The sequence below is a fragment of the Stenotrophomonas sp. 22LJNL06-5-1 genome (genome assembly GCF_056861455.1).
In genome coordinates this window covers 101,559-124,064 of the sequence record NZ_JBSPUE010000005.1, presented here as the reverse complement: position 1 = coordinate 124,064, position 22,506 = coordinate 101,559, and the positions used below count along the sequence as shown (strand labels likewise).

19 protein-coding genes are annotated in these 22,506 nt (G+C 67.1%); 15 read left to right on the top strand and 4 right to left on the bottom strand.

From position 1 onward, the window contains the following. Positions 1-23 precede the first annotated feature (23 nt). On the top strand, positions 24-1,310 hold the full coding sequence (locus AC13GF_RS12460) for an O-acetylhomoserine aminocarboxypropyltransferase/cysteine synthase family protein (RefSeq protein ID WP_483004808.1): 1,287 nt from the start codon (positions 24-26) through the stop codon (positions 1,308-1,310). Positions 1,311-1,631: 321 nt separating this feature from the next. On the opposite strand, the gene ybaL is transcribed toward AC13GF_RS12460, so the two are convergent. Together ybaL and AC13GF_RS12450 are read right to left on the bottom strand one after the other, a co-directional pair. Next, positions 1,632-3,329, bottom strand: coding sequence for a YbaL family putative K(+) efflux transporter (gene ybaL, locus AC13GF_RS12455; RefSeq protein ID WP_483004807.1), 1,698 nt, complete (start codon positions 3,327-3,329; stop codon positions 1,632-1,634). Between the two features lie 200 nt (positions 3,330-3,529). Next, positions 3,530-5,917 carry a TonB-dependent receptor plug domain-containing protein gene (locus tag AC13GF_RS12450; protein ID WP_483004806.1) on the bottom strand — a complete coding sequence of 796 codons (2,388 nt, stop codon included), beginning with the start codon at positions 5,915-5,917 and terminating at the stop codon, positions 3,530-3,532. A gap of 336 nt (positions 5,918-6,253) precedes the next feature. On the opposite strand from AC13GF_RS12450, the gene AC13GF_RS12445 reads away from it, so the two are divergent. Further along, entirely contained in the window at positions 6,254-8,119 is a 1,866-nt protein-coding gene (locus AC13GF_RS12445; protein ID WP_483004805.1) for an ABC-F family ATP-binding cassette domain-containing protein, read from the top strand. Positions 8,120-8,197: 78 nt separating this feature from the next. Here the strand turns inward: AC13GF_RS12445 and ampR are convergent, their stop codons facing one another. Beyond that, the gene (gene ampR, locus AC13GF_RS12440) at positions 8,198-9,064 is read right to left on the bottom strand and encodes a LysR family transcriptional regulator AmpR (protein WP_483004804.1); all 867 of its coding nucleotides are present in this window, start codon (positions 9,062-9,064) and stop codon (positions 8,198-8,200) included. A 175-nt stretch (positions 9,065-9,239) separates the two neighbouring features. Between ampR and blaL2 the strand changes: the two genes are divergently transcribed. The 3 genes from blaL2 (at position 9,240) to AC13GF_RS12425 (ending at position 12,149) form a co-directional block, all read left to right on the top strand. Then, on the top strand, positions 9,240-10,151 hold the full coding sequence (blaL2, locus tag AC13GF_RS12435) for a L2 family extended-spectrum class A beta-lactamase (RefSeq protein WP_483004803.1): 912 nt from the start codon (positions 9,240-9,242) through the stop codon (positions 10,149-10,151). A gap of 86 nt (positions 10,152-10,237) precedes the next feature. Further along, on the top strand, positions 10,238-11,452 hold the full coding sequence (locus AC13GF_RS12430; RefSeq protein WP_126929990.1) for a cation:proton antiporter: 1,215 nt from the start codon (positions 10,238-10,240) through the stop codon (positions 11,450-11,452). 55 nt (positions 11,453-11,507) lie between these two features. Continuing rightward, complete coding sequence (locus AC13GF_RS12425; protein WP_483004802.1) at positions 11,508-12,149, top strand: hypothetical protein; 642 nt, start codon at positions 11,508-11,510, stop codon at positions 12,147-12,149. Between the two features lie 49 nt (positions 12,150-12,198). On the opposite strand, the gene AC13GF_RS12420 is transcribed toward AC13GF_RS12425, so the two are convergent. After that, positions 12,199-12,942, bottom strand: a complete 744-nt coding sequence (locus AC13GF_RS12420) for a DUF3011 domain-containing protein (protein WP_483004801.1) — start codon at positions 12,940-12,942, stop codon at positions 12,199-12,201. 157 nt (positions 12,943-13,099) lie between these two features. Between AC13GF_RS12420 and aspS the strand changes: the two genes are divergently transcribed. The 10 genes from aspS to ybgC all read left to right on the top strand — a co-directional run bounded on the left by aspS (position 13,100) and on the right by ybgC (position 22,506). Further along, on the top strand, positions 13,100-14,851 hold the full coding sequence (gene aspS / locus AC13GF_RS12415; protein WP_483004800.1) for an aspartate--tRNA ligase: 1,752 nt from the start codon (positions 13,100-13,102) through the stop codon (positions 14,849-14,851). 16 nt (positions 14,852-14,867) lie between these two features. Beyond that, on the top strand, positions 14,868-15,188 hold the full coding sequence (locus tag AC13GF_RS12410; RefSeq protein ID WP_483004799.1) for a DNA primase: 321 nt from the start codon (positions 14,868-14,870) through the stop codon (positions 15,186-15,188). A 31-nt stretch (positions 15,189-15,219) separates the two neighbouring features. Then, positions 15,220-15,741, top strand: coding sequence for a GNAT family N-acetyltransferase (locus AC13GF_RS12405; RefSeq protein WP_014038229.1), 522 nt, complete (start codon positions 15,220-15,222; stop codon positions 15,739-15,741). Positions 15,742-15,816: 75 nt separating this feature from the next. Beyond that, positions 15,817-16,449 carry an esterase/lipase family protein gene (locus AC13GF_RS12400; protein ID WP_032128532.1) on the top strand — a complete coding sequence of 211 codons (633 nt, stop codon included), beginning with the start codon at positions 15,817-15,819 and terminating at the stop codon, positions 16,447-16,449. A 164-nt stretch (positions 16,450-16,613) separates the two neighbouring features. Continuing rightward, positions 16,614-17,345, top strand: a complete 732-nt coding sequence (locus tag AC13GF_RS12395) for a YebC/PmpR family DNA-binding transcriptional regulator (protein WP_054172363.1) — start codon at positions 16,614-16,616, stop codon at positions 17,343-17,345. 105 nt (positions 17,346-17,450) lie between these two features. Next, the gene (ruvC, locus tag AC13GF_RS12390; RefSeq protein WP_126929983.1) at positions 17,451-17,972 is read left to right on the top strand and encodes a crossover junction endodeoxyribonuclease RuvC; all 522 of its coding nucleotides are present in this window, start codon (positions 17,451-17,453) and stop codon (positions 17,970-17,972) included. 13 nt (positions 17,973-17,985) lie between these two features. Beyond that, complete coding sequence (gene ruvA / locus AC13GF_RS12385) at positions 17,986-18,579, top strand: Holliday junction branch migration protein RuvA (RefSeq protein WP_005410756.1); 594 nt, start codon at positions 17,986-17,988, stop codon at positions 18,577-18,579. Between the two features lie 49 nt (positions 18,580-18,628). Next, positions 18,629-20,548 (top strand): potassium transporter Kup, encoded by a 1,920-nt coding sequence (locus tag AC13GF_RS12380; protein WP_032128529.1) that lies wholly within the window; start codon positions 18,629-18,631, stop codon positions 20,546-20,548. 496 nt (positions 20,549-21,044) lie between these two features. Next, positions 21,045-22,085 carry a Holliday junction branch migration DNA helicase RuvB gene (gene ruvB, locus AC13GF_RS12375; protein WP_010481595.1) on the top strand — a complete coding sequence of 347 codons (1,041 nt, stop codon included), beginning with the start codon at positions 21,045-21,047 and terminating at the stop codon, positions 22,083-22,085. Then, positions 22,075-22,506 (top strand): tol-pal system-associated acyl-CoA thioesterase, encoded by a 432-nt coding sequence (gene ybgC / locus AC13GF_RS12370; protein WP_071229045.1) that lies wholly within the window; start codon positions 22,075-22,077, stop codon positions 22,504-22,506. Before ruvB ends, ybgC begins: the two co-directional genes overlap by 11 nt.

The following is a 22,506-nucleotide window of genomic DNA, read 5'->3' as shown; positions in this document are numbered from 1 at the left end:
TTCCCCGGATGGAGCCTGGCGCAATGAGTGACCCGCAGTGGCAACTGGAAACCCTGGCCGTGCACGGCGGCTACCGTCCCGACCCGACCACCCGCGCGGTGGCGGTGCCGATCTACCAGACGGTGGCGTATGCCTTCGATGACACCCAGCACGGTGCCGACCTGTTTGATCTGAAGGTGCCGGGCAACATCTACACCCGCATCATGAACCCCACCACCGACGTGCTGGAGCAGCGCCTGGCCGCGCTGGAAGGCGGCATCGGTGCGCTCGCGCTGGCCTCGGGGCAGGCTGCGATCACCTATGCCATCCAGACCATCGCCGAGGCCGGTGACAACATCGTTGCCTCCAGTGCGCTGTATGGCGGCAGCCTCAACCTGCTGGCGCACACGCTGCCGCAGTACGGCATCCAGGCGCGCTTCGCCGACCCCGCCGATCCAGCAGCGTTCGCCGACCTGATCGACGAACGCACCAAGGCGGTGTTCGTCGAATCGATCGGCAACCCGCGCGGCAACGTCACCGACATCGCTGCGATTGCCGAGGTCGCGCGTGCCGCTGGCGTGCCGCTGATCGTGGACAACACCGTGGCCACACCGTTCCTGCTGCGCCCGTTCGAGCACGGCGCCGACATCGTGGTGCACTCGCTGACCAAGTATCTGGGCGGCCACGGCACCAGCCTGGGCGGCGCGATCATTGATTCCGGCCGCTTTGACTGGGCGGCGCAGCCCAAACGCTTCGCGCGGCTCAACCAGCCTGACCCGAGCTACCACGGCGTGGTCTATACCGAGGCACTGGGACCGGCAGCCTACATCGGCCGCGCGCGGGTGGTGCCGCTGCGCAATACCGGCGCGGCGCTGTCACCGTTCAACGCGTTCCTGATCCTGCAGGGCATCGAGACCCTGGCCCTGCGCATGGAGCGCATCAATGCCAATGCGCTGGCCGTCGCGCAGTTCCTGCAGGCGCACGACAAGGTTGCCTGGGTACGTTACGCGGGACTGGCCGACGATCCCGAACATGCCGCCGCACAGCGCTACCTCGGCGGGCACGGCTCGGGCGTCCTCACGTTCGGCCTGCCCGGCGGCCGTGAAGCCGGCGCGCGCTTCCTTGATGCGCTGAAGCTGTTCACCCGCCTGGTCAACCTGGGCGACGCGAAGTCGCTGGCCACCCATCCAGCCTCGACCACCCACCGCCAGCTGGATGCGGCGGAGCTGGCCAAGGCCGGCGTCAGTGAAGACACCGTGCGGCTGTCGATCGGCATCGAGCACATCGGCGACCTGCGCGCGGACCTGGAACAGGCCCTGGCCGACGCCTGATAGCCACACGCTTGGTCGTCATCGCCACAGGCGATCACCACCGGCACCGCAATGCGCTACGGTGGAACTGCCTCTCCAAGGCATGGCAACGTGGCGATCCAGATCCCCGGTCGATGCGGGTCGACCGGGGATTTTTTTTTTCCCGTGCACCCATGGAGCGGCCAACCTGGTAGATCCACGCCATGCGTGGATGCTCTTCGATGAACTGTCGGAATGTTCGATTCTGATGGTGATCCATCCACGCATGGCGTGGATCTACTGCAGATCGCAGAAATCCATCGAAGGCGGGGTGGGTCTGGTTGCGGGAGTGTCCGCGGAATGTCACACCACCGGAATGCTGTGCTGTCCCAGGTTCCGGTACGGTGGCGTCGACATGATCATCTCCGCCAGCGAGTAGGCCAGCTCGCGTTCGGCCATCACCGTGCCATCGGCACCGTGCTCCAGCAGATGCTTCACCTCGGCATCGCTGTGCGCACGCGCCAGCAGGGTCAGGTCCGGGTTGATCGCCCGCAGCTTGGCCAGCGCCTCACCGGCTTCCAGCGGCTGCGGAATCGCCAGCACCGCAATCTTGGCGCGCTCCGGATGGGCCTCGGCCAGCACCCGGTCGGCGGCGGCACTGCCGCGGATCGCCGCCAGGCCCTTGGCGTGCGCCTGCTCGACGTGTTCCTTGTTGTCATCGATCACCAGCACCGGCACGCCACGATCGCGCAGCACCTGGGCCAGCTCGCTGCCGACGCGGCCATAACCAATCACGATGGCGTGGTCATGCAGGTCACGCGAGGGACCGGTGGCCTCTTCGGGCTCGACGGCCTGGGGCGACTGCTCCTGCTTGGCCTGCCAACGGTCGAGCAGCCCGAACACCAGCGGGTTGAGCATGATCGACACCAGCGCACCGGCCAGCACCAGCGACTGGCCTTCCTTCGGCAGGATCTGCAGCGCAACACCGAGGCCGGCGATGATGAAGGCGAACTCGCCGATCTGCGCCAGGCTGGCCGAGATGGTCAGCGCGGTGCTGGTCGGGTGGCCGAAGGCGCGCACGATGAAGAACGCAGCGGCCGACTTGCCGAACATGATGATCAGCACCGTGGCCAGCACCTGCCACGGGTGCTGAACGAGGATGTTGGGGTCGAACAGCATGCCGACCGACACAAAGAACAGCACCGCGAATGCATCGCGCAGCGGCAGCGAATCATGCGCGGCCTTGTGGCTCAGCTCCGATTCGTTGAGCAGCATGCCGGCGAAGAACGCGCCCAGCGCGAACGAGACGCCGAACAGCATGGCCGAGCCGAACGCCACGCCCAGCGCGATCGCCAGCACCGACAGGGTGAACAGTTCGCGCGAACCGGTACCGGCGATGCGTTCCAGGATCCACGGGATGACCCGGCGCCCGACCACCAGCATCACCGCCACGAACAGGCCCAGCTGTACGAAGGTCCAGCCGATGTCGGCCAGCACGCTGCCGAGCGAGTGCGATTCCTTGGCCGCATCGGGGCCGAACACACCGGCCATCACCGGCATCATCACCAGCGCCAGCACACAGGCCAGGTCTTCCACGATCAGCCAGCCGACCGCGATCTTGCCGCGCATCGTTTCCAGCAGGCGGCGTTCTTCCATTGCCCGCAACAGCACCACGGTACTGGCCGTGGCCAGCGAGAAACCGAAGATGACGCCATGGATGGCTGGCCAGCCCATCAGCGAGGCCACGCCCCAGCCGAGCAGGGTGGCGACCGCGATCTGCCCGATGGCACCGGGAATGGCGATGGCCTTGACCGCCATCAGGTCCTTCAGCGAGAAGTGCAGGCCGACGCCGAACATCAGCAGCATCACGCCCAGCTCGGCCAGCTGGTTCGCCAGCGCCTGGTCGGCGACGAAGCCGGGGGTGAACGGACCTACGCAGATGCCAGCAACCAGGTAACCGACCAGGGGAGACAAGCGGAGCTTGTTGGCCAGCGCGCCGAAGATGAAGGCGAGCCCCAGGCCAACGGCAACGATGTTGATCAGGTCGGTGTCATGGTGCATCGGCACTCGCAGGAAATCGGGGGGATGCCCCGATTTTCACCGATGCGGCCACATACGGCAAACCCGCCGGCAACGTGCCGTGGCCGGCGGGTTTGACCACGCATTTCTCCTCTACCCCGCCTTCGGCGCGCCCCTTCAACAAGAAGGGGCTCTCCTCCAGATGCGGCCTGGGGTTGCCGGCCAGCGGCCGGCACTACCGCTTACCAGGTGTACTTGACCCGGCCGTACACATACGCGCCGTTGAAGCCGAACGGCGAGTAGTTGCTGTACGGCAGCATGCCGAAGGTCGAGTTCTGCAGGTCTTCGGTGCGGTCCGGGTACTTGTCCAGCAGGTTGTCGGCGCCCACGGTCAGGGTCCAGTTGCTGCTCGGCTTGTAGCTGGCCGAGGCATCCACCACCCAGGCGTCGCCGTAGGTCTGGTCGCGCAGTGCGGTGGCCGAGTTGCGCACGGTGAACTTGCCGTAGCGGGTTGCGGCCAGGCCCAGTTCCCAGTGGTCCGAACGCCAGGTGCCGCTCAGGATCGCCTTGTCGCGCGGGTAGCTGTCCTCGATGCGGCCGATCTCATCGCGGCCGATCAGCGACTGGGTCAGGCCCAGCGTGCCGAACACCGCCGGGGTGCCACCGACGCGGCGCACTTCAGTGTCGTTGTAGCTGTATGCAGCGGTCAGCTCCAGGCTGCTGGCCGTGAACGGCACGGTGTAGCTGGACACGAAGTCGACGCCACGGGTGCGCGTATCCAGGCCGTTGGTGAAGTACGAGAACGCGGTCACCTGCGGCAGGCCCAGCGTGCCCAGCAGCGCGCTGGTGGCGGCGTTGGTGGTGATGCTGGACGACAATGCGATGCGGTCATCGATGTCGATCTGGTAGGCGTCGACGGTGATGTACAGGCGGTCGACCGGCTGCAGCACCAGGCCCAGGCTGTAGGAGGTGGAGGTCTCGGCCTTCAGCGGCGAGGCGCCCAGCGCCTGCGCGGCCGGGCTGGTGGTCGGGAAGGTACCGCGCTCGACGAACACGCCATTGAGGAACTGGCTGGTGACCGCCTGGTAGCCCTGCTGCGCCAGCGACGGTGCACGGAAGCCACTGGACGCGGTGGCCCGCAGCGCGACCTTGTCGGTGAATGCGTAGCGCGCCGACAGCTTGCCGGAGAAGCGGTCGCCGAAGTCCGAGTAATCCTCGTAGCGTCCGGTGATGCCGGCCGAGAACTTCTCGGTCAGGTCCGCTTCCAGGCCGGCGTAGACCGCGTAGTTGTGGCGGTCGGCATGCACTTCATTGGTCGGCGTGAAACCGCCGAAGCCCTGTGCGCCGCTGCCGGTGTACGAGTTCAGCTCACCCGGCTTCTGGTCCCACTTTTCCTTGCGGTATTCACCGCCGAAGGACAGCGTGACCGGGTAGGCCAGGCCCCAGTCCAGCGACTTGGTCAGGTCGGCGTTGAAGATGTCCTGCTGGTACTTCAGCGTGCCGTCGTAGAACGAGCGCGGGCTGGTCGCGCCCAGGCTGTAGTTGATGCTGTTGCGGGTGTGGAAATCCAGGGTGTTCTCGCCGTGGTTCAGGCTCAGGTCCCAGGTCCAGCCGTTGTCGGTGTTGCCCTTGACCCCGGCCACCAGCGAGCGGTCCTTGGAATACTGGTTGATCTCCGGCACGAAACCATCCGGATAGGTCTGCGCCAGCAGCGCGCTCTGCCCGCTGTGGTTGCGCGAGCGGTAGAACGCGAACGAGGTGATGTCGCGGTTGCTCAGCAGCGCGCTGGCATAGCCGGTCACGCGGTCGCTGAAATCGAAGCTGGCATTGACCGAAGCCGCGGTCGCATCCACGCGCGGGTCGCCGACGATGAAGGTCTTCTGGCCGATGCTCGGGAAGTTGCCGGTGTTCGGGGTGGTACCGCGGTACGGGCCGGCGCGGTTGCTTTCGTCCTGCTGGCTGATCTGGCCAGCCACGTGCACGCGGCCACGGCCGTTGCCGAACTCGACGCCGGTATCGCCGGAGAGCTGGTACTTGTTGCCGTCACCGGCCGAGTACTGGCCGTAGTCCACCGCCAGGCTGCCGCCACTGCCGCTGCCCTTGAGCACGATGTTGATGACGCCGGCGATGGCGTCCGAGCCGTACTGCGCCGACGCACCGTCACGCAGCACTTCCACGCGCTCGATGGCAGCGATCGGGATCGCATTGATGTCCACCGCCGACGAGCCACGGCCAATGCTGCCGTTGACGTTGATCATCGCCGAGGTGTGGCGGCGCTTGCCGTCGACCAGCACCAGTACCTGGTCCGGCGACAGGCCACGCAGCTGCGCCGGACGCACACCGCTGGTGCCATCGGTCAGGGCCGGGCGCGGGAAATTCAGCGAGGGCAGGGCGCGCGACAGGGCGGTGGCCAGCTCGCTGGTGCCGGTGGACTGCAGGGCTTCGGGGGTGATGATGTCGATCGGCGACTGCGATTCGGCGACGGTGCGGTCGGCCACGCGGGTGCCGGTGACGATCACCGTGTCCAGGGTGTTGGCGGCGGTGCCGGCCTGCTGGGCGGCGGCAACGAACGGAGAGCCACCGAGTGCGACAGCGACGGCGGCGGCGATCAGGCTGGTCTTGCGGGTCATCGGGATGGGGCTCCGGTTGGCGGGGGCGGCACCGGAATCGACATCACGGGGGTGAGGCGGACGGCGGTTGTTGCGGTGCGCAAAGCAGGAATTAACGGGATATTCAGTGCCTGTCAAATGCCGGTCATCGGAAAAAACGTTGCAGCAGCAACCATTTAGCCCGAACTGGCACTGGCGGGGGAGGGAGCCCGGGACGCGCGCGGCGAGGACGTGGGAGAGAGAAACGCCGGCCGCTGCGCATCCCGGGGCGCGTCAAGTATTCGTTAACGCTAGAATTGCGTCGCAGGAACAGTGCTCACCAGCACATTCCATCTGGTTATATGGACGCCTCCCCCGATGATTTCCCTTCGTAATTTCGCCTTGCGCCGCGGCGAGCGGCTGCTGTTGTCCAATGTCGACCTGACCCTGCACGCCGGTTACCGGGTGGGTGTGGTCGGCCGCAACGGTGCTGGCAAGTCCAGTCTGTTCGCGGCGGTGAAGGGCGAGCTGGAGGCGGACAAGGGCGATGTCGATCTGCCCGGCAAGGTGCGCATCGCCAGCGTTGCCCAGGAAACCCCGTCGCTGCCGGACCCGGCACTGAGCTTCGTGCTCGGCGGTGACATCGAAGTGGCCGCGGTGCTGGCCGCCGAGGCCGACGCGACCGCCCGCGAAGACTGGGAGGCGGTGGCCGAAGCGCACACGAAGATGGCCGAGCTCAATGCCTACGACGCCGAAGCGCGCGCCGGCAAGCTGCTGCACGGCCTCGGCTTCCCGGCCGATACCCACCACCGCGCGGTGTCCTCGTTCTCCGGTGGCTGGCGCGTGCGCCTGAACCTGGCGCGCGCGCTGATGATGCCCAGCGACCTGCTGCTGCTCGACGAACCGACCAACCACCTCGATCTGGACGCGGTGTACTGGCTGGAACAGTGGCTGCTGAAGTACCCGGGCACCCTGTTGTTGATCTCGCATGACCGCGAGTTCCTGGACAACGTGGCCACCCACACCCTGCACCTGCACGGTGGCGGCGCCAAGCTCTATCCCGGCGGTTACACCGATTTCGAGCGCCAGCGCGCCGAGCAGCTGCGCCAGCAGCAGATCGCGCACGAGAAGGAGCAGGCCGAGCGCGCCCACCTGCAGAGCTTCATCGACCGCTTCAAGGCGCTGGCCAGCAAGGCAGCGCAGGCGCAGAGCCGCATGAAGCGGCTGGCCAAGCTGACGGGAACCGAAGCGGTGCGCGCCGAGCGCGAGTTCCGCGTTGAGTTCGCGCCGCCGGCCAAGCTGCCGTTCTCGCTGATCCGCCTGAACCACGTCGAGGCCGGCTACGGCAAGGACGCGGTGATCCTGCACAACGTCGGCTTCGGCCTGGAAGCGGGCCAGCGTATCGGCCTGCTCGGCCCGAACGGTGCCGGTAAGACCACCCTGGTGAAGACCCTGGTGGGCGAGCTGGCGCCGATCGCCGGTGAGCGCATGGCACACCCGGACCTGAAGATCGGCTACTTCGCCCAGCACACGGTGGAGTCGCTGCACGAGGGCCAGTCGCCGATGGAGCACTTCCGCGAGATCGCCCCGGACGCACCGAACCAGTCGTTCCGCGATTTCCTCGGCAAGTGGAACTTCCCCGGCGACCGCGCATTCGAGCCGGTCGATGGCTTCTCCGGTGGCGAGCGTGCGCGCCTGGCGCTGGCGCTGATCGCCTGGCAGCAGCCGAACGTGCTGCTGCTGGACGAACCGACCAACCACCTTGACCTGGAAATGCGCGAAGCGCTGGCCGAAGCATTGGCCACCTTCGAAGGCGCGATCGTGATGGTCTCGCATGACCGCCATCTGATCGGCCTGGTCTGCGATACCTACTGGCGCGTGGCCGATGGCGTGGTCGAGCCGTTCGACGGCGACCTGGATGCCTACGCCGCGTGGCTGCGCACCCGCCCGCAGGCGCAGGGCACCAAGGCGCGCATGGAGCAGGTGGAAGAGCCGGTGGTGGTCAAGACCGCGCCGGTGGCGCAGGTGGTGCAGAAGAAGCCGGTGAATCCGCACAAGCTGGCCGCGGCCGAAGCCAGGGTGGCTGAGCTGGAAGGTGCACTGGCCGAGCTGGACCGCCAGCTGGCCGACCCGGCCAATTACGCTGACGCCACCCGTATGGCGGTGATCGGCCGTGACCGCGAAACCGCCGCTGCGCAACTGGAAAAGGCTGAGGCAGCGTGGATGGAGCTGCTGGAGTCCTGATCATGCAAAAAAAGGGGACGGAGGGGATTAAGTCGTTTGTGGCACAAACGACTTAATCCCCTCCGTCCCCTTTTTTTGTTACGCGCCCTGCGCCTGCAGCCATTCGCGGAACCGCTTCGCCGGTTCACGCTCGGCGCGCGAGCGCAATCGTGTCAGCCAGTAGCGCCCCAGCTCCAGCGTGGTGCTGAACGGCTGCAGCAAACGGCCTTCGGCCAGCTCCTGCTCGAACATGCGCAATGGCAGCAGCGCCACGCCGGCACCGCCGACCGCGGCCATCGCCACCGTCAACGACGAATCAAACACCGGCCCGCGGGCTTCCACGCCACTCACTCCTGCCGCCTGCAGCCAGCGCGGCCATTCATCGCTGCGGTAGGAGCGCAGCAGCGGCAGCGTGCCCAGGTCGCGCGGCTGCTTAAGCCGCCGCGCCAATGCCGGTGCACACAGCGGTGCAAACGGTGCATTGAGGATTGCCGTGCAGGCCTGGCCCTGCCAGTCGCCATCACCAAACCGGATCGCCAGGTCCAGGCCCTCGCCGGCCAGATCGATGCGGTTGTTGTGGGTCTGCAGGCGCAGCTCGATATCCGGGTGCGCGGCCTCGAACGTGGCCAGCCGTGGCAGCAGCCAACCGGTGGCGAAGGTGCCGACCACGCCCAGCGTCAGGACTTCGCGGGCCGGCCCGCCGGTATAGCGCGCGATGCTGGCCGAGATGCGCTCGAACGATTCGTTGAGCACCGGATACAGCGCCGCGCCTTCATCGGTGAGGGCGACGCCGCGTGGCAGGCGATGGAACAGGCGGATGCCGAGCCGGTCCTCCAGCCCACGGATCTGGTGACTCAGCGCGGCCTGGCTGACACACAGCTCCAGCGCGGCACGGGTGAAGTTCTGGTGGCGGGCGGCGGCCTCGAAGGCGCGCAGCGCGTTCAGTGGCAGGGTAGGGTGCAACATCGCGCAGTCGTGAGCTGGAGTGATGGCTGATCCTAACGCTTCAACGATATATTTCGGAGAATTAAGGGGTTGAATGCTTCAGACATTAATTGAACTAATGTCTCTCGCAGATTTTTTGCGCTGGTCGCCCCCGATCAAGGCTTCAATAATCGAGCGGTCCCCCAGGAGAACCCGCATGCTCGCCCGTCGCCGATTTCTGCAGTTCAGTGGTGCCGCCGTGGCTTCCTCGCTTGCCTTGCCGCTGCTGGCACGTGCAGCGGGCAAGGCCACCGCCAACGCACCCACCGATGCCGCCATCTCTGCCGCCACTGACTTCGCCGCGCTGGAAAAGGCCTGCGCCGGACGCCTCGGCGTGACCCTGCTGGACACTGCCAGCGGTCGCCGCATCGGTCATCGTCAGGACGAGCGCTTCCCGATGTGCAGCACCTTCAAAAGTGTGCTGGCGGCCACCGTGCTCAGCCAGGCCGAACGGATGCCGGCATTGCTGGACAGGCGCGTGCCAGTGCGCGACGCCGATCTGCTCTCGCACGCACCGGTCACCCGCCGCCATGCCGGCAAGGACCTGACCGTGCGCGACCTGTGCCGGGCGACCCTGATCACCAGCGACAACACTGCAGCCAACCTGCTGTTCGGCGTGGTCGGTGGCCCGCCGGCGGTGACTGCGTTCCTGCGCGCGAGCGGTGATGCGGTGAGCCGCAGTGACCGCCTGGAGCCGGAGCTGAACAGCTTCGCCAAGGGCGATCCACGCGATACCACCACGCCGGCGGCGATGGCCGCGACCCTGCAGCGCGTGGTGCTGGGCGAGGTACTGCAACCGGCTTCGCGGCAGCAGCTGGCCGACTGGCTGATCGACAACGAAACCGGCGACGCCTGCCTGCGCGCGGGCCTCGGCAAGCGCTGGCGCGTTGGTGACAAGACCGGCAGCAATGGCGAGGACGCGCGCAACGATATTGCCGTGCTGTGGCCGCTGGCCGGGGGCGCCCCCTGGGTGCTGACCGCCTATCTGCAGGCGGGTGCGATCAGCTACGAGCAACGCGCTAGCGTGCTGGAACAGGTGGGCCGCATCGCCGATCGCCTGATCGGATGAGGTAACCGGGAGTCATCCAGGAACGGCTTGCCGGATCGGTTCGGCGCGCGCATCCTGCGCGCGTTCGAACCACACGGAAGTCCCCCATGAGCCATGAATTGATCTACCTGCTGCTGATCTTCGCGCTGCTGGTGATCCCGCGCGCGCTGCAGCGTTTCAGCCTGCCTGCGCCGCTGACCTGCCTGCTGTTCGGCATCATCGGCATGCTGTGGTTGGGTGACCAGGCGCACGACGCGGTGATCGGCCTGCTGGCCACGCTGGGAATTTCCTCGTTGTTCCTGTTCGCTGGCCTGGAAGTGGACCTGCAGGCGCTGCGGCGGGGCATGTGGCCGCTGCTGGCGCATCTGGTGATCCGTACCGGCACGCTGTTCGGCGTAGGCTGGCTGGCCTGGCGCTACGCGGGACTGCCCTGGCAGGCCGCCGGCCTGCTGGCCCTGGCGCTGCTGACGCCGTCCACCGGTTTCATCATGGATTCGCTGTCGCGGCTGGGCCTGAGCGAGGACGAGCGCTTCTGGGTGACCAGCAAGGCCATCGCCGGTGAACTGCTGGCGCTGGCGGCGTTGTTCATCGTGCTGCAGGCGGGTGATCCGGGGCATATGGCGCTGTCCAGCCTGGCCCTGCTGGCGATGATGATCGGCCTGCCGCTGCTGTTCATCGCGCTCGGCCGCTGGGTGGCGCCGCATGCGCCGGGTTCGGAGTTCTCGTTGCTGGTGATGGTCGGCATGGTCGCGGCCTACATCACCTATCTGCTGGGCGTGTACTACCTGGTCGGCGCGTTCATCGCCGGCCTGGTCGCGCGCCTGCTGCACCAGCGCATGCCGCTGCTGGCCTCGCACGAGAACCTGCATGCGCTGCGCCTGTTTGCCTCGTTCTTCGTGCCGTTCTACTTCTTCAACGCCGGCACCAAAGTGCCCGCCGAAGCGCTGAGCTTCGAGGCGCTGGGGCTGGGCATCGTGATCACCCTGGTGGTGCTGCCGCTGCGCATCGGCGTGGTCTGGCTGCAGCGCCGGGTGATGTTCGGCGAGAGCTTCCGGAGCAGCCTGCGGGTCTCGCTGGCGTTGGCCCCGACCCTCATCTTCACCTTGGTGCTGGCGGCGATCATGCGCGAGCGCTTCCAGATCCCGGCGGTGCTGTTCGGTGCGCTGCTGCTCTACGCGGCGCTGACCACGCTGCTGCCGTCGCTGGTGTTCCGTACCCCGTTCGATGTCGATCCGGTCGAGCAGGAACCTGCGGGTGAAGGCGAAGCCGCGCCGGTGGCGGTCACCGAAACGCTGCCGGCGGCGCCTGCCCTCGATCGCTGAGCGGATGCTGCGCGTGCGGTTTGCGCACTTCGGCCATGGCCGTTAGGGTTGGGGTATGAAACTGTCCGCCGCCGTCACCGCTTCCGTCCTCCTGCTCAGCCTTGCTGCCTGTACGCAGCGCTCCGACACGGTCGCCCATGACCTGGCGACCGCACCGGCCGATGCCTTCATGGCCGCCATCGCCGCGCACTGTGGCCAGGCCTACGCCGGCAAGGTGGTGGAGGACACGCCGGCACCGACCGGCAAGGACCCGTTCGCCGGGCAGCGCCTGGTCATGCACGTGCGCGGCTGTGCCGACCCGGCACATGAGCTGCGCATCCCGTTCCATGTCGGTGATGACCACTCGCGCACGTGGGTGCTGACCCGCACTCCGAACGGCCTGCGCCTGAAGCATGACCATCGCCACGAAGACGGCAGCCCCGACGCGATCACCCTCTACGGTGGCGACAGCACGCCGCCGGGCACCGCCGAGCGCCAGCAGTTCCCGGCCGATGCCGATTCGGTGGCGATGTTCCGCCGCGCCGACATGCTGGCCTCGACCCACAACACGTGGGCGATGGAAATCGATCCCGACCAGACCTTCGTCTACGAGCTGACCCGCCCGGAGGGCCGCCGCTTCCGCGTGCAGTTCGACCTGAGCAAGCCGGTCGACCTGCCGCCTGCACCGTGGGGCGACGACACAGCACCCGCGCCGTGATCCCGGGGCCGGATCCCTCCTGCGGAGGGCTCTGATCCCGACCCTGCACTCACCGCGTACCGAAACGCGCCCGGCAGCCGTTGCTCACCCACACCTGTCCACGTGAGTAGCCCCAGCTGCGGCCTTCCTGGCAGGCACTGCCGGACAGCTGCTGCTGCAGCACCGGGCGGCCCTGGCGCTCATCCCAGTCGCAGGTCTGCGAGCGGTTGTTGTTGCTGCTGCAGGTAACCGAGTAATTGCTGTTGCCGCCGCCCCAGCCACCGCCGCCGCCGCCCCAGCCACGGGCTTCGGCGAATTCGGCTCGGCAGCCGCCGCTGACCCAGATCGCGCCATTGCGCACGCCCCAGGTACGCCCTTCGTTGCAGGGGCTGCCGGACAGCTGGCGGACCAGGCGGGCATTGCGCCAGCCGACCGGGCAGCTGCGCTCACGGTTGTTCTGGCTCTCGCAGCGGATGGTCTCGCCGGGCCGGCCGTTGTTGCCGCCCCAGCCACCGCCATTGCCGCCGCCCCAGCCACCGCGGGCCTCGACGAACTCCGCGCGGCAGCCGTTGGTGACCCAGATGCTGCCGTTACGACTGCCCCAGGTTCGTCCTTCATCGCAGTCCGAGCCGGACAGCTGGCGCACCAGCTGCGCATTGCGCCAGCCGGTGTTGCAGACCCGTTCGCGGTTGTTCTGGCTTTCGCAGCGGACCACGCCGCTCTGCGCATGCGCGGAAGGGGCGGGCAGGGCAAGGGTGCCCAGGGCACCCAGGCTGAGGGTTACGGCCAGGCTGGCCAGGGACAGCGGTTTCATGGCGGCATCCCATACGGTGGCAGGTGCCCGACTATAGGGAGGGGGGCGATCAAGCCGGTGTGACTGGCCGGATTTGCCCCGGCCGGGGCCTCGGCCGCAGAATACGAGGCTTTCCGGCCCCCATCCGGTGCCGGCGTTCTCCAGCGGAGCTTCCCCCATGCGTACCCACTTCTGCGGCCTGGTCGACGAGACCCTGATTGGCCAGACTGTCACCCTCGCCGGCTGGACCGACGTGGCCCGTAACCAGGGCGGCGTCTGCTTCATCGATCTCCGGGATCATGAAGGCATCGTGCAGGTGACCGTGGAAGTCGACAACGCCGACGTGTTCGCCGTGGCCGCGTCGCTGGGCTACGAGGACGTACTGCAGGTGGAAGGCGTGGTGCGCGCCCGCCACGCGGTGAACGACAAGATGCGCACCGGCAAGGTGGAAGTGATCGCCACCGCCATCACCGTGCTGAACAAGGCCGCACCGCTGCCGTTCCACGCCCACGAGAACCCGGGCGAAGAAACCCGCCTGAAATACCGCTACCTGGACCTGCGCCGCCCGGAAATGCAGCGCATGCAGCGCACCCGCATCAAGCTGGTGCAGGCCCTGCGCCGCCATCTGGACGAAAAGGGCTTCCAGGACATCGAGACCCCGATCCTGACCAAGGCCACCCCGGAAGGCGCCCGCGACTTCCTGGTGCCGGCGCGCATGCACCCGGGCGAGTTCTACGCCCTGCCGCAAAGCCCGCAGCTGTTCAAGCAGATCCTGATGGTGGCCGGCTTTGACCGTTACTACCAGATCGCGCGCTGCTTCCGCGACGAAGCCCTGCGTGCCGACCGCCAGCTGGAATTCACCCAGCTGGACATGGAATTCGCCTTCGTCCGCGAGCGCGACGTGCAGGACTTCGTCGAAGACATGATCCGCGCCATCTTCAAGGAAGTGGTGGACGTGCAGCTGGATGCCACCTTCCCGCGCATGACCTGGGCCGAGGCGATGCGTCGCTACGGTTCGGACAAGCCGGACCTGCGCATCGCGCTGGAACTGGTGGACGTGGCCGAGCTGGTCAAGGACAGCGAATTTGCCGTGTTCACCGGCCCGGCCAACGATGCCGAGGGCCGCGTTGCCGCACTGCGCATCCCGGGCGGTGCAGCGCTGAGCCGCAAGCAGATCGACGAGTACGCCGCGCACGCCGCCAAGTACGGTGCCAAGGGTCTGGCCTACATCAAGATCGCCGACAACGGCGAAGTCAGCTCGCCGATCCAGAAGTTCTTCAGCGAGGAATCCTTCGCCGCCCTGGTCGCGCACGTCGGCGCCGGCAATGGCGACATCGTGTTCTTCGGTGCCGGTGGCTACAACAAGGTCTCCGACTTCATGGGCGCGCTGCGCCTGAAGGCCGGCAAGGACTTCGGCCTGGTCGCCGACGGCTGGGCCCCGCTGTGGGTCACCGACTTCCCGATGTTCGAGTGGGATGAGGAAGAGCAGCGCTACGTCGCCCTGCATCACCCCTTCACCGCACCGGCCGTGGACGACATCGCCGACCTGCGCGCCAATGCCCGTACCGCCGTCTCGCGCGGCTACGACATGGTGCTCAACGGCAATGAAATCGGTGGCGGTTCCATCCGTATCCACCGTCCGGACATGCAGAGCGCGGTGTTCGAGCTGCTCGGCATCGGTGCCGAAGAAGCCCGCGCCAAGTTCGGCTTCCTGCTCGACGCGCTGAACTACGGCGCGCCGCCGCACGGTGGCATCGCCTTCGGCATCGACCGCATCGCCGCGCTGATGGCCGGCACCGAGTCGATCCGCGACGTCATCCCGTTCCCGAAGACCACCGGTGCACAGGATCTGATGACCGACGCGCCGTCGCCGATCGTCGACGTGCAGCTGGCCGAAGTGCACATCCAGGTTCGCCCCAAGACCAACTGATCAGGAGATCCAGGCAATGACCGAGTTTGCGTTTTCGCTGGAGTGGGAAAAGCTGGGCAATGAAGGCTCCGAGGCCACCCTGGTCACCGAGCGTGCACGCGTGTTCGGTGGTTGGCTGGTCCGCGTCGGTACCAACCCGGCGGCGATGGCCCTGACCTTCGTCGCCGACGGCGAAGGCCGTTGGGATGGTGAAGACTTCGGCGTCGAGGATTACGAGGACGACGAAGAGGAAGAGTACGACGAGGACGAGGACGGCGAGGAAGAAGAGGACGAGGACGAAGAGGAATACGAGGAAGAGGACGAGGAAGAAGAAGCGGAATCGCCTGAAAAGGCTTGACCCGCGCTTCGCCCTGACGTCAACTTCCTGCATGTATTCGATCCGCCGCGCCACCGTGGACGACGCGCCGACCCTGTCGGCGCTGGCTGCCCGCACGTTCACCGAAACCTTCGGTCATCTGTATCCGCCGCAGGACCTGCAGGCCTTCCTTGAGGAGGCCTACACGGTCGAGCGCCAGCGCGTGATCCTGGCCCATCCGGATTACGCGGTGTGGCTGCTGGAACTGGACGGGGAGGCGGTCGGCCATGCCGCCGCCGGCCCCTGCGGCTTGCCGCACCCGGACGTGAAGCCCGGTGACGGCGAACTCAAGCGCCTGTACCTGATCAAGACGCAGCAAAGCTGCGGCTGGGGCAGCCGCCTGCTGGAAACCGCCCTGGCCTGGCTGGAGCACGAAGGCCCGCGCACGCTGTGGCTGGGCGTGTGGTCGGAGAACTTCGGCGCGCAGCGCTTCTACGCCCGCTATGGTTTCGAGAAGGCCGGCGAGTACCTGTTCCCGGTCGGTGACACCCAGGACCTCGAATTCATTCTGCGCCGCGCACCGCGCGCGGCCTGACGTTCACCGCCGCTTGCTGCGCGCGCGTGTTCAATCACCTCACGTTCCCGCCCCGCTGATCGCCAGGCTGTTTGCATGACTCCCCCCGTATTGCTGCTGCATGGCATCTGGAATGCCCGTGCCTGGGTCGGGCCGCTGGCCTGGCGCCTGCGCGCACGTGGTTTCCAGGTGCACGCGTTCGGTTACTCCTCGGTGTTCGGTGGCCCCGACGTGGCCGTGCCGCAGCTGCTGGAGCGGCTGGCCGATGCCGGCCCGTTGTCGCTGGTCGGCCACAGCCTGGGTGGATTGCTGGCGCTGGAGGCCTTGCGCCGCCAGCCGCAGCTGGATGTGCAGCGCGTGGTCTGCCTGGGCTCGCCGCTGCGCGGCAGTGGCACTGCACGCTCGTTGTCCGAGCACGGCTGGGGCCTGGCGCTGGGGCGCAGCAGCGACCTGCTGCTGGATGGCCTGCCGGACTGGCAGGGCAGGGCCGAGGTTGGCCTGATCGCCGGTTCGGTGCCGCACGGGCTGGGCAGCCTGCTGGGCGCCATCGACGATGCCTCCGATGGCACCGTGGCATTGGCCGAGACCCGCCTGCCGGGCCTGGCCGACCATTGCGTGGTGCGCACCAGCCACAGTGGCCTGGTGGTGTCGCCCGATGCCGCGCGGCAGACCGCGCATTTCCTGCGCCACGGCCAGTTCGACCACAGCCGCGACGCCGCAGCGGCGTAGGGCGGTGGGTGCGAACCGTTGGTTCGCACGCCTTTCGCCGGGCATGGCCCGGCGCTACCGTGGGGCATCGTTCCCGGCGACATCTGCCCGCCCTAGACACGGTTGCCGCCCCCGATCAGGTAGAATCCGCGCCTTGATCCTGAAGCAGCCAGACGGTAGCACCCATGGGTAGAGGCCCCTCCATCGAAGCCCGCAAGAACGCGTCCGACGCGAAGCGCGGCAAGATTTTCACCAAGATCATCCGCGAGATCGGCGTTGCCGCGCGCGGCGGTGGAGGCGACCCCAACAACAACCCGCGCCTGCGCGTGGCCATGGACAAGGGCCTGGCCGTGAACATGTCCAAGGACGTGATCGAGCGCGCCATCAAGAAGGCCACCGGTGAACTGGAAGGCGTCGATTACGAGGAAATCCGCTACGAGGGCTACGCCCCGGGTGGCGTGGCCGTGATCGTCGACTGCCTGACCGACAACCGCGTGCGCACCGTGGCCGATGTCCGCCATGCGTTCAGCAAGTGCGGCGGCAACATGGGCACCGAAGGCTCGGTCGCCTTCATGTTCAAGCGCCTGGGCGTGCTGCATTTCGCCGCCGGTGCCGATGAAGAAGCGATCACCGAGGTCGCCATCGAGGCCGGCGCCGACGACATCGTGGTCTACCCGGAAGACGGCGCGATCGACGTGGTCACCAGCCCTGACGCGTTCAACGCGGTCAAGGACGCAATGGCCGCCGCCGGCCATGTCGCCGACCACGCCGAAATCACCTTCCGCGCGGACAACGACATCAAGGTCGAGGGCGAGGTTGCCCTGCAGGTCAAGAAGCTGCTGGACATGCTTGAAGACCTAGACGACGTGCAGGACGTGTACTCCAACGCCGAACTCGGCGCCGACGCCTACGCCTGAGCCGTCTTCGACGGTCTGGGCGCGGGCCGTTGAACGGTCACCGCGGACAGTCATGAGCCCATACGCCTGCCAGCGCATACCGTTCCGCCCCGCCAGGAGTGCAGCATGACCCGCATCCTCGGCATCGACCCCGGTTCGCAGCGGACCGGGGTCGGCATCATTGATGTCGACGCCGCCGGCCGCGTCAGCCACGTGCACCACCAGCCGCTGGTGCTGCTGGGAGCCGATGATTTCCCGCAGCGCATGAAACTGCTGGTGCTCGGCCTGGCCGACCTGTGCCGCGAGTACCAGCCGCAGGAAGTGGCCATCGAACGCGTGTTCATGGCCCGCAACCCCGATTCGGCGCTGAAGCTGGGCCAGGCCCGTGGCGCGGCGATTTCCGCCGTGGTGCTGCGCGACCTGCCGGTGCATGAATATGCCGCCAGCGAGATCAAGCTGGCGGTGGTTGGCCGCGGTGGCGCCGAAAAGCAACAGGTTCAACACATGGTCGGGCTCATGCTCAACCTGAAAACCAAGCTGCAGGCCGACGCGGCCGACGCGTTGGCGGTGGCGATCACCCATGCCCACGTAAGGGCGACGGCCAACCGCCTGGGGCTCAGTACCCGCCAGGCGTGGGGCCGCAAATGAGGAGCTGCACGCAATGATCGGTCGACTGCGCGGCATCGTCGCCTACAAGGCGCCGCCGTGGCTGGTGGTGGACGTGAACGGAGTGGGCTACGAGCTGGAGGCGCCGATGAGCACCTTCTACGACCTGCCCGAGCTCGGCCGCGAGGTCACCCTGTACACCCATTACTCGCAGAAGGAAGACAGCGTTTCGCTGTACGGCTTCCTGCGCGAGGGTGAGCGGCGCCTGTTCCGCGACGTGCAGAAGGTCAGTGGCATCGGCGCGAAGATCGCGCTGGCCGTGCTGTCCGGCGTCACCGTCGAGGAGTTCGCGCGCATGGTCCAGGCCGGTGACATCACCGCGCTGACCCGCATTCCGGGCATCGGCAAGAAGACCGCCGAGCGCATGGTGCTGGAGCTGCGTGACCGTGCCGCCCAGTTTGGTGCCGGCGGCGCGCTGCCCACCGGCAGTGGCCCGGCCCCGGCCGACCCGCTGTCCGATGCCACCGTGGCCCTGCAGCAGCTGGGCTACAAGCCGGCCGAAGCGGCACGCATGGCCCGCGATGCCTTCAATGAAGGTGACGAAGTGGCCACCGTGATCCGCAAGGCGCTGCAGTCGGCGCTGCGCTGACCCGCATTTCTTTCCCCCAACCAACCGCCTGAGCTTCGCCAGGAGTCCCATGTCCAGCAGTCAAACCCCGCACGCAGCCGCCCCTGGCGGCCATGGTCACGCCCCTCCAGCCGGAGGCCTGGCGCTGATCATCGGTGCGATCGGCGTGGTCTTCGGCGATATCGGTACCAGCCCGCTGTACACCCTGAAGGAGGCGTTCTCGCCGCACTACGGGCTCAACAGTGACCACGACACCGTACTGGGCGTGCTGTCGCTGGCGTTCTGGGCGCTGAACATCGTGGTCACGCTGAAGTACGTGACCATCATCATGCGCGCCGACAACGATGGCGAAGGCGGCATCATGGCGCTGATGGCGCTGACCCAGCGCACGCTGCGCAATGGTTCGCGTTCGGCCTACGTGGTCGGCATTCTCGGCATTTTCGGTGCCTCGCTGTTCTTCGGCGATGGCGTGATCACGCCAGCGATATCGGTGCTGGGTGCGGTGGAAGGCCTGGAGGTCGCCGCGCCAGGACTGCACGCCTTCATCGTGCCGATCACCGTGGTGGTACTGCTGGCGGTGTTCGCGGTACAGCGCTTCGGCACCGCGAAGATCGGCAAGCTGTTCGGGCCGATCACCTCGATCTGGTTCATCTCGCTGGCGGCGATCGGCATCTACAACATCGTCGATGCACCGGAAGTGCTGAAGGCGTTCAACCCGTGGTGGGCCATCCGCTTCTTCATGGAGCATGGCTGGCACAGCATCTTCATCCTCGGCGCGGTGGTGCTGGCGGTGACCGGCGGTGAGGCGCTGTATGCCGACATGGGTCACTTCGGTGCCAAGCCGATCCGCCACGCCTGGTACTTCTTCGTGCTGCCGTGCCTGGTGCTGAACTACCTGGGGCAGGGCGCACTGGTGCTCAATCACCCCGAGGCGGTGAAGAATCCGTTCTTCGAGGCAGTGCCGTCGTGGGCGCTGTACCCGATGATCATCCTGGCCACCATGGCGGCGGTGATTGCCTCGCAGTCGGTCATCACCGGTGCGTTCTCGGTCTCGCGCCAGGCCATGCAGCTGGGCTACATCCCGCGCATGCGCATCAAGCACACCTCGCACGACACCATCGGCCAGATCTACATCCCGGGCATCAACTGGGGCATCGCGGTGATGGTGATCGGCCTGGTGCTGGCCTTCCGCAGCTCGTCCAACCTGGCCGTGGCCTACGGCATTTCGGTGTCGGCCACCATGCTGATCGACACCCTGCTGCTGGCCCTGGTGGCGCGCTCGCTGTGGCCGAAGGCACGCAAGTGGATCCTGCCGCTGTGCGTGGTGTTCTTCGTCATCGACCTCGGCTTCGTCATCGCCAACGGCGCCAAGCTGCTGCAGGGCGCCTGGTTCCCGGTGGTGCTGGGCATCTTCCTGTTCACCATGATGCGTACCTGGCGCCGTGGCCGCGAGCTGCTGCGCGATGAGATCCGCAAGGACGGCATCCGCCTGGATACCTTCCTGCCGGGCCTGATGCTGGCACCGCCGGTACGCGTGCCGGGCACCGCGGTGTTCCTCACCGCCGACCCGACCGTGGCCCCGCACGCGCTGATGCACAACCTCAAGCACAACAAGGTGCTGCACGAGCGCAACGTGTTCCTGCACGTGGAAACCCTGCCGATTCCGTATGCGATGGAAGGGCAGCGGCTGAAGATCGAATCGGTGGGCGACGAGTTCTATCGGGTCTATGTGCGCTTCGGCTTCATGGAGACCCCGGACGTGCCGCTGGCGCTGATGCGCTCTTGCGACCACGGTGGCATCTATTTCGATCCGATGGACACCACCTTCTTCGCCAGCCGCGAAACCATTGTGGCCACCGCCAACCGCGGCATGCCGATCTGGCGCGACAAGCTGTTCGCGCTGATGCATCGCAACGCCGCCCCGGCCACCGGCTTCTTCCGTATTCCGGGCAACCGCCTTGTGGAACTGGGCGCGCAGGTGGAGATCTAATCTCCACCTGCGCTACGTCCCACGATTTGCTGCGCAAACCGTGGGCCCCGCACGCATTCCACCTTATCCCCCCGCCTATCGGCGCGCCCCCTTGAACAACAAGGGGGCTTGACTTCCCGAAGTGTTCCGCGCCAGCAGCTGGGCATCGCTCGGCTGCACCGTTCCATCCACGCATGGCGCGGATCTACCGTGTCGACCATGGTCGACACCTACCAGATCCTACCCCGTGCCGACCAACGGTCGGCACCCACCAAAGCAGAACGCCGTTCCGACAGACCGCAGAAAACTGTCGAAGGCGGGGTGGGTCCGGTTGCGGGGGTGTCCGCGGCATGGATGCCGCGGCCAAGCCCCCAAGGACGGGTTCACGGCGTCCCCCGCGACCGGACCCACCCCGCCATCCCCAGTGGATTCGCATTTGACGTTGACGTTGACGTTGCCTCTGCGGGTGCCGGGCGCAGCCCGGCCGAAACCCCCGCTTTTGCCGCATAATCAGCACATGACCGACGACCGCATCATCGGCGCCGGCGCCACCCGCGAGGATGACGCCGCCGACGCCAGCATCCGCCCCAAGCGCCTTGCCGACTACCTCGGCCAGGTGCCGGTGCGCGAGCAGATGGAAATCTACATCCAGGCGGCCAAGGGGCGTGGCGACGCGCTCGACCACGTGCTGATCTTCGGGCCGCCCGGCCTGGGCAAGACCACCCTCAGCCATGTCATCGCCAACGAGCTGGGCGTGGCCCTGCGGGTCACCTCCGGCCCGGTGATCGAAAAGGCCGGCGACCTCGCCGCGCTGCTGACCAACCTGCAGCCGCACGATGTGCTCTTCATCGACGAGATCCATCGCCTGTCGCCGGTGGTGGAGGAAGTGCTGTACCCGGCGATGGAAGATTTCCAGATCGACATCATGATCGGCGAGGGCCCCGCCGCCCGCTCGATCAAGATCGACCTGCCACCGTTCACCCTGATCGGTGCCACCACCCGTGCCGGCCTGCTGACCGCGCCGCTGCGCGACCGCTTCGGCATCGTGCAGCGCCTGGAGTTCTACAGCGTCGAAGAGCTGACCCGCATCGTGCGCCGCTCGGCGGCCATCCTGGCCATCGACTGCACTGCCGACGGGGCAGGGGAGATCGCGCGCCGCGCGCGTGGCACCCCGCGTATCGCCAACCGCCTGCTGCGCCGCGTGCGCGACTACGCGCAGGTGAAGGCCGGCGGCCACATTGACGAGGCCGTGGCACAGGCTGCGATGAAGATGCTCAAGGTCGACCCGGAAGGCTTCGACGAGCTTGACCGGCGCCTGCTCAAGACCATGGTCGACTACTTCGATGGTGGCCCGGTCGGCATCGAATCGCTGGCTGCGGCGCTGTCCGAAGAGCGCGGCACGCTGGAAGACGTGGTTGAACCCTACCTGATCCAGCAGGGCTTCCTGGTGCGTACCGCGCGCGGCCGCATGGCTACCCACAAGGCCTACCGGCACATGGGCCTGAAGCCGAAGAACCCGCCGCAGGACCTGTTCGCGGAGGTTCCCGATGTCGGTTGAGCCCCGATTCAGTTGGCCGACACGCATTTACTGGGAAGATACCGACGCAGGTGGCGTGGTCTACCACGCCCGCTACGTGGCCTTCATGGAACGGGCCCGGACCGAATGGATGCGTGCGCTGGGCTACGGCCAGGAGCGCATGCGCGCCGAGCATGGGATGGTCTTCGCGGTGCGCTCGATGCAGATGGATTTCATCAAGCCGGCACGGCTGGATGACACCCTGCAGGTGAGTGCCCGCCTGGTCCAGCTGAAGAAGGCCAGCATGGTCTTCGACCAGCAGATCCTGCGCGACGGCGAGCTGCTGCTGTCGGCGCAGGTCCGCATCGCCGCACTGGAAGCGGCCAGTTTCCGCCCGCGTGGCATGGACGAGGCCGTCCTTGCCGTGCTGCAACCCCACCTCCACCCCGAATCCGAACACTGA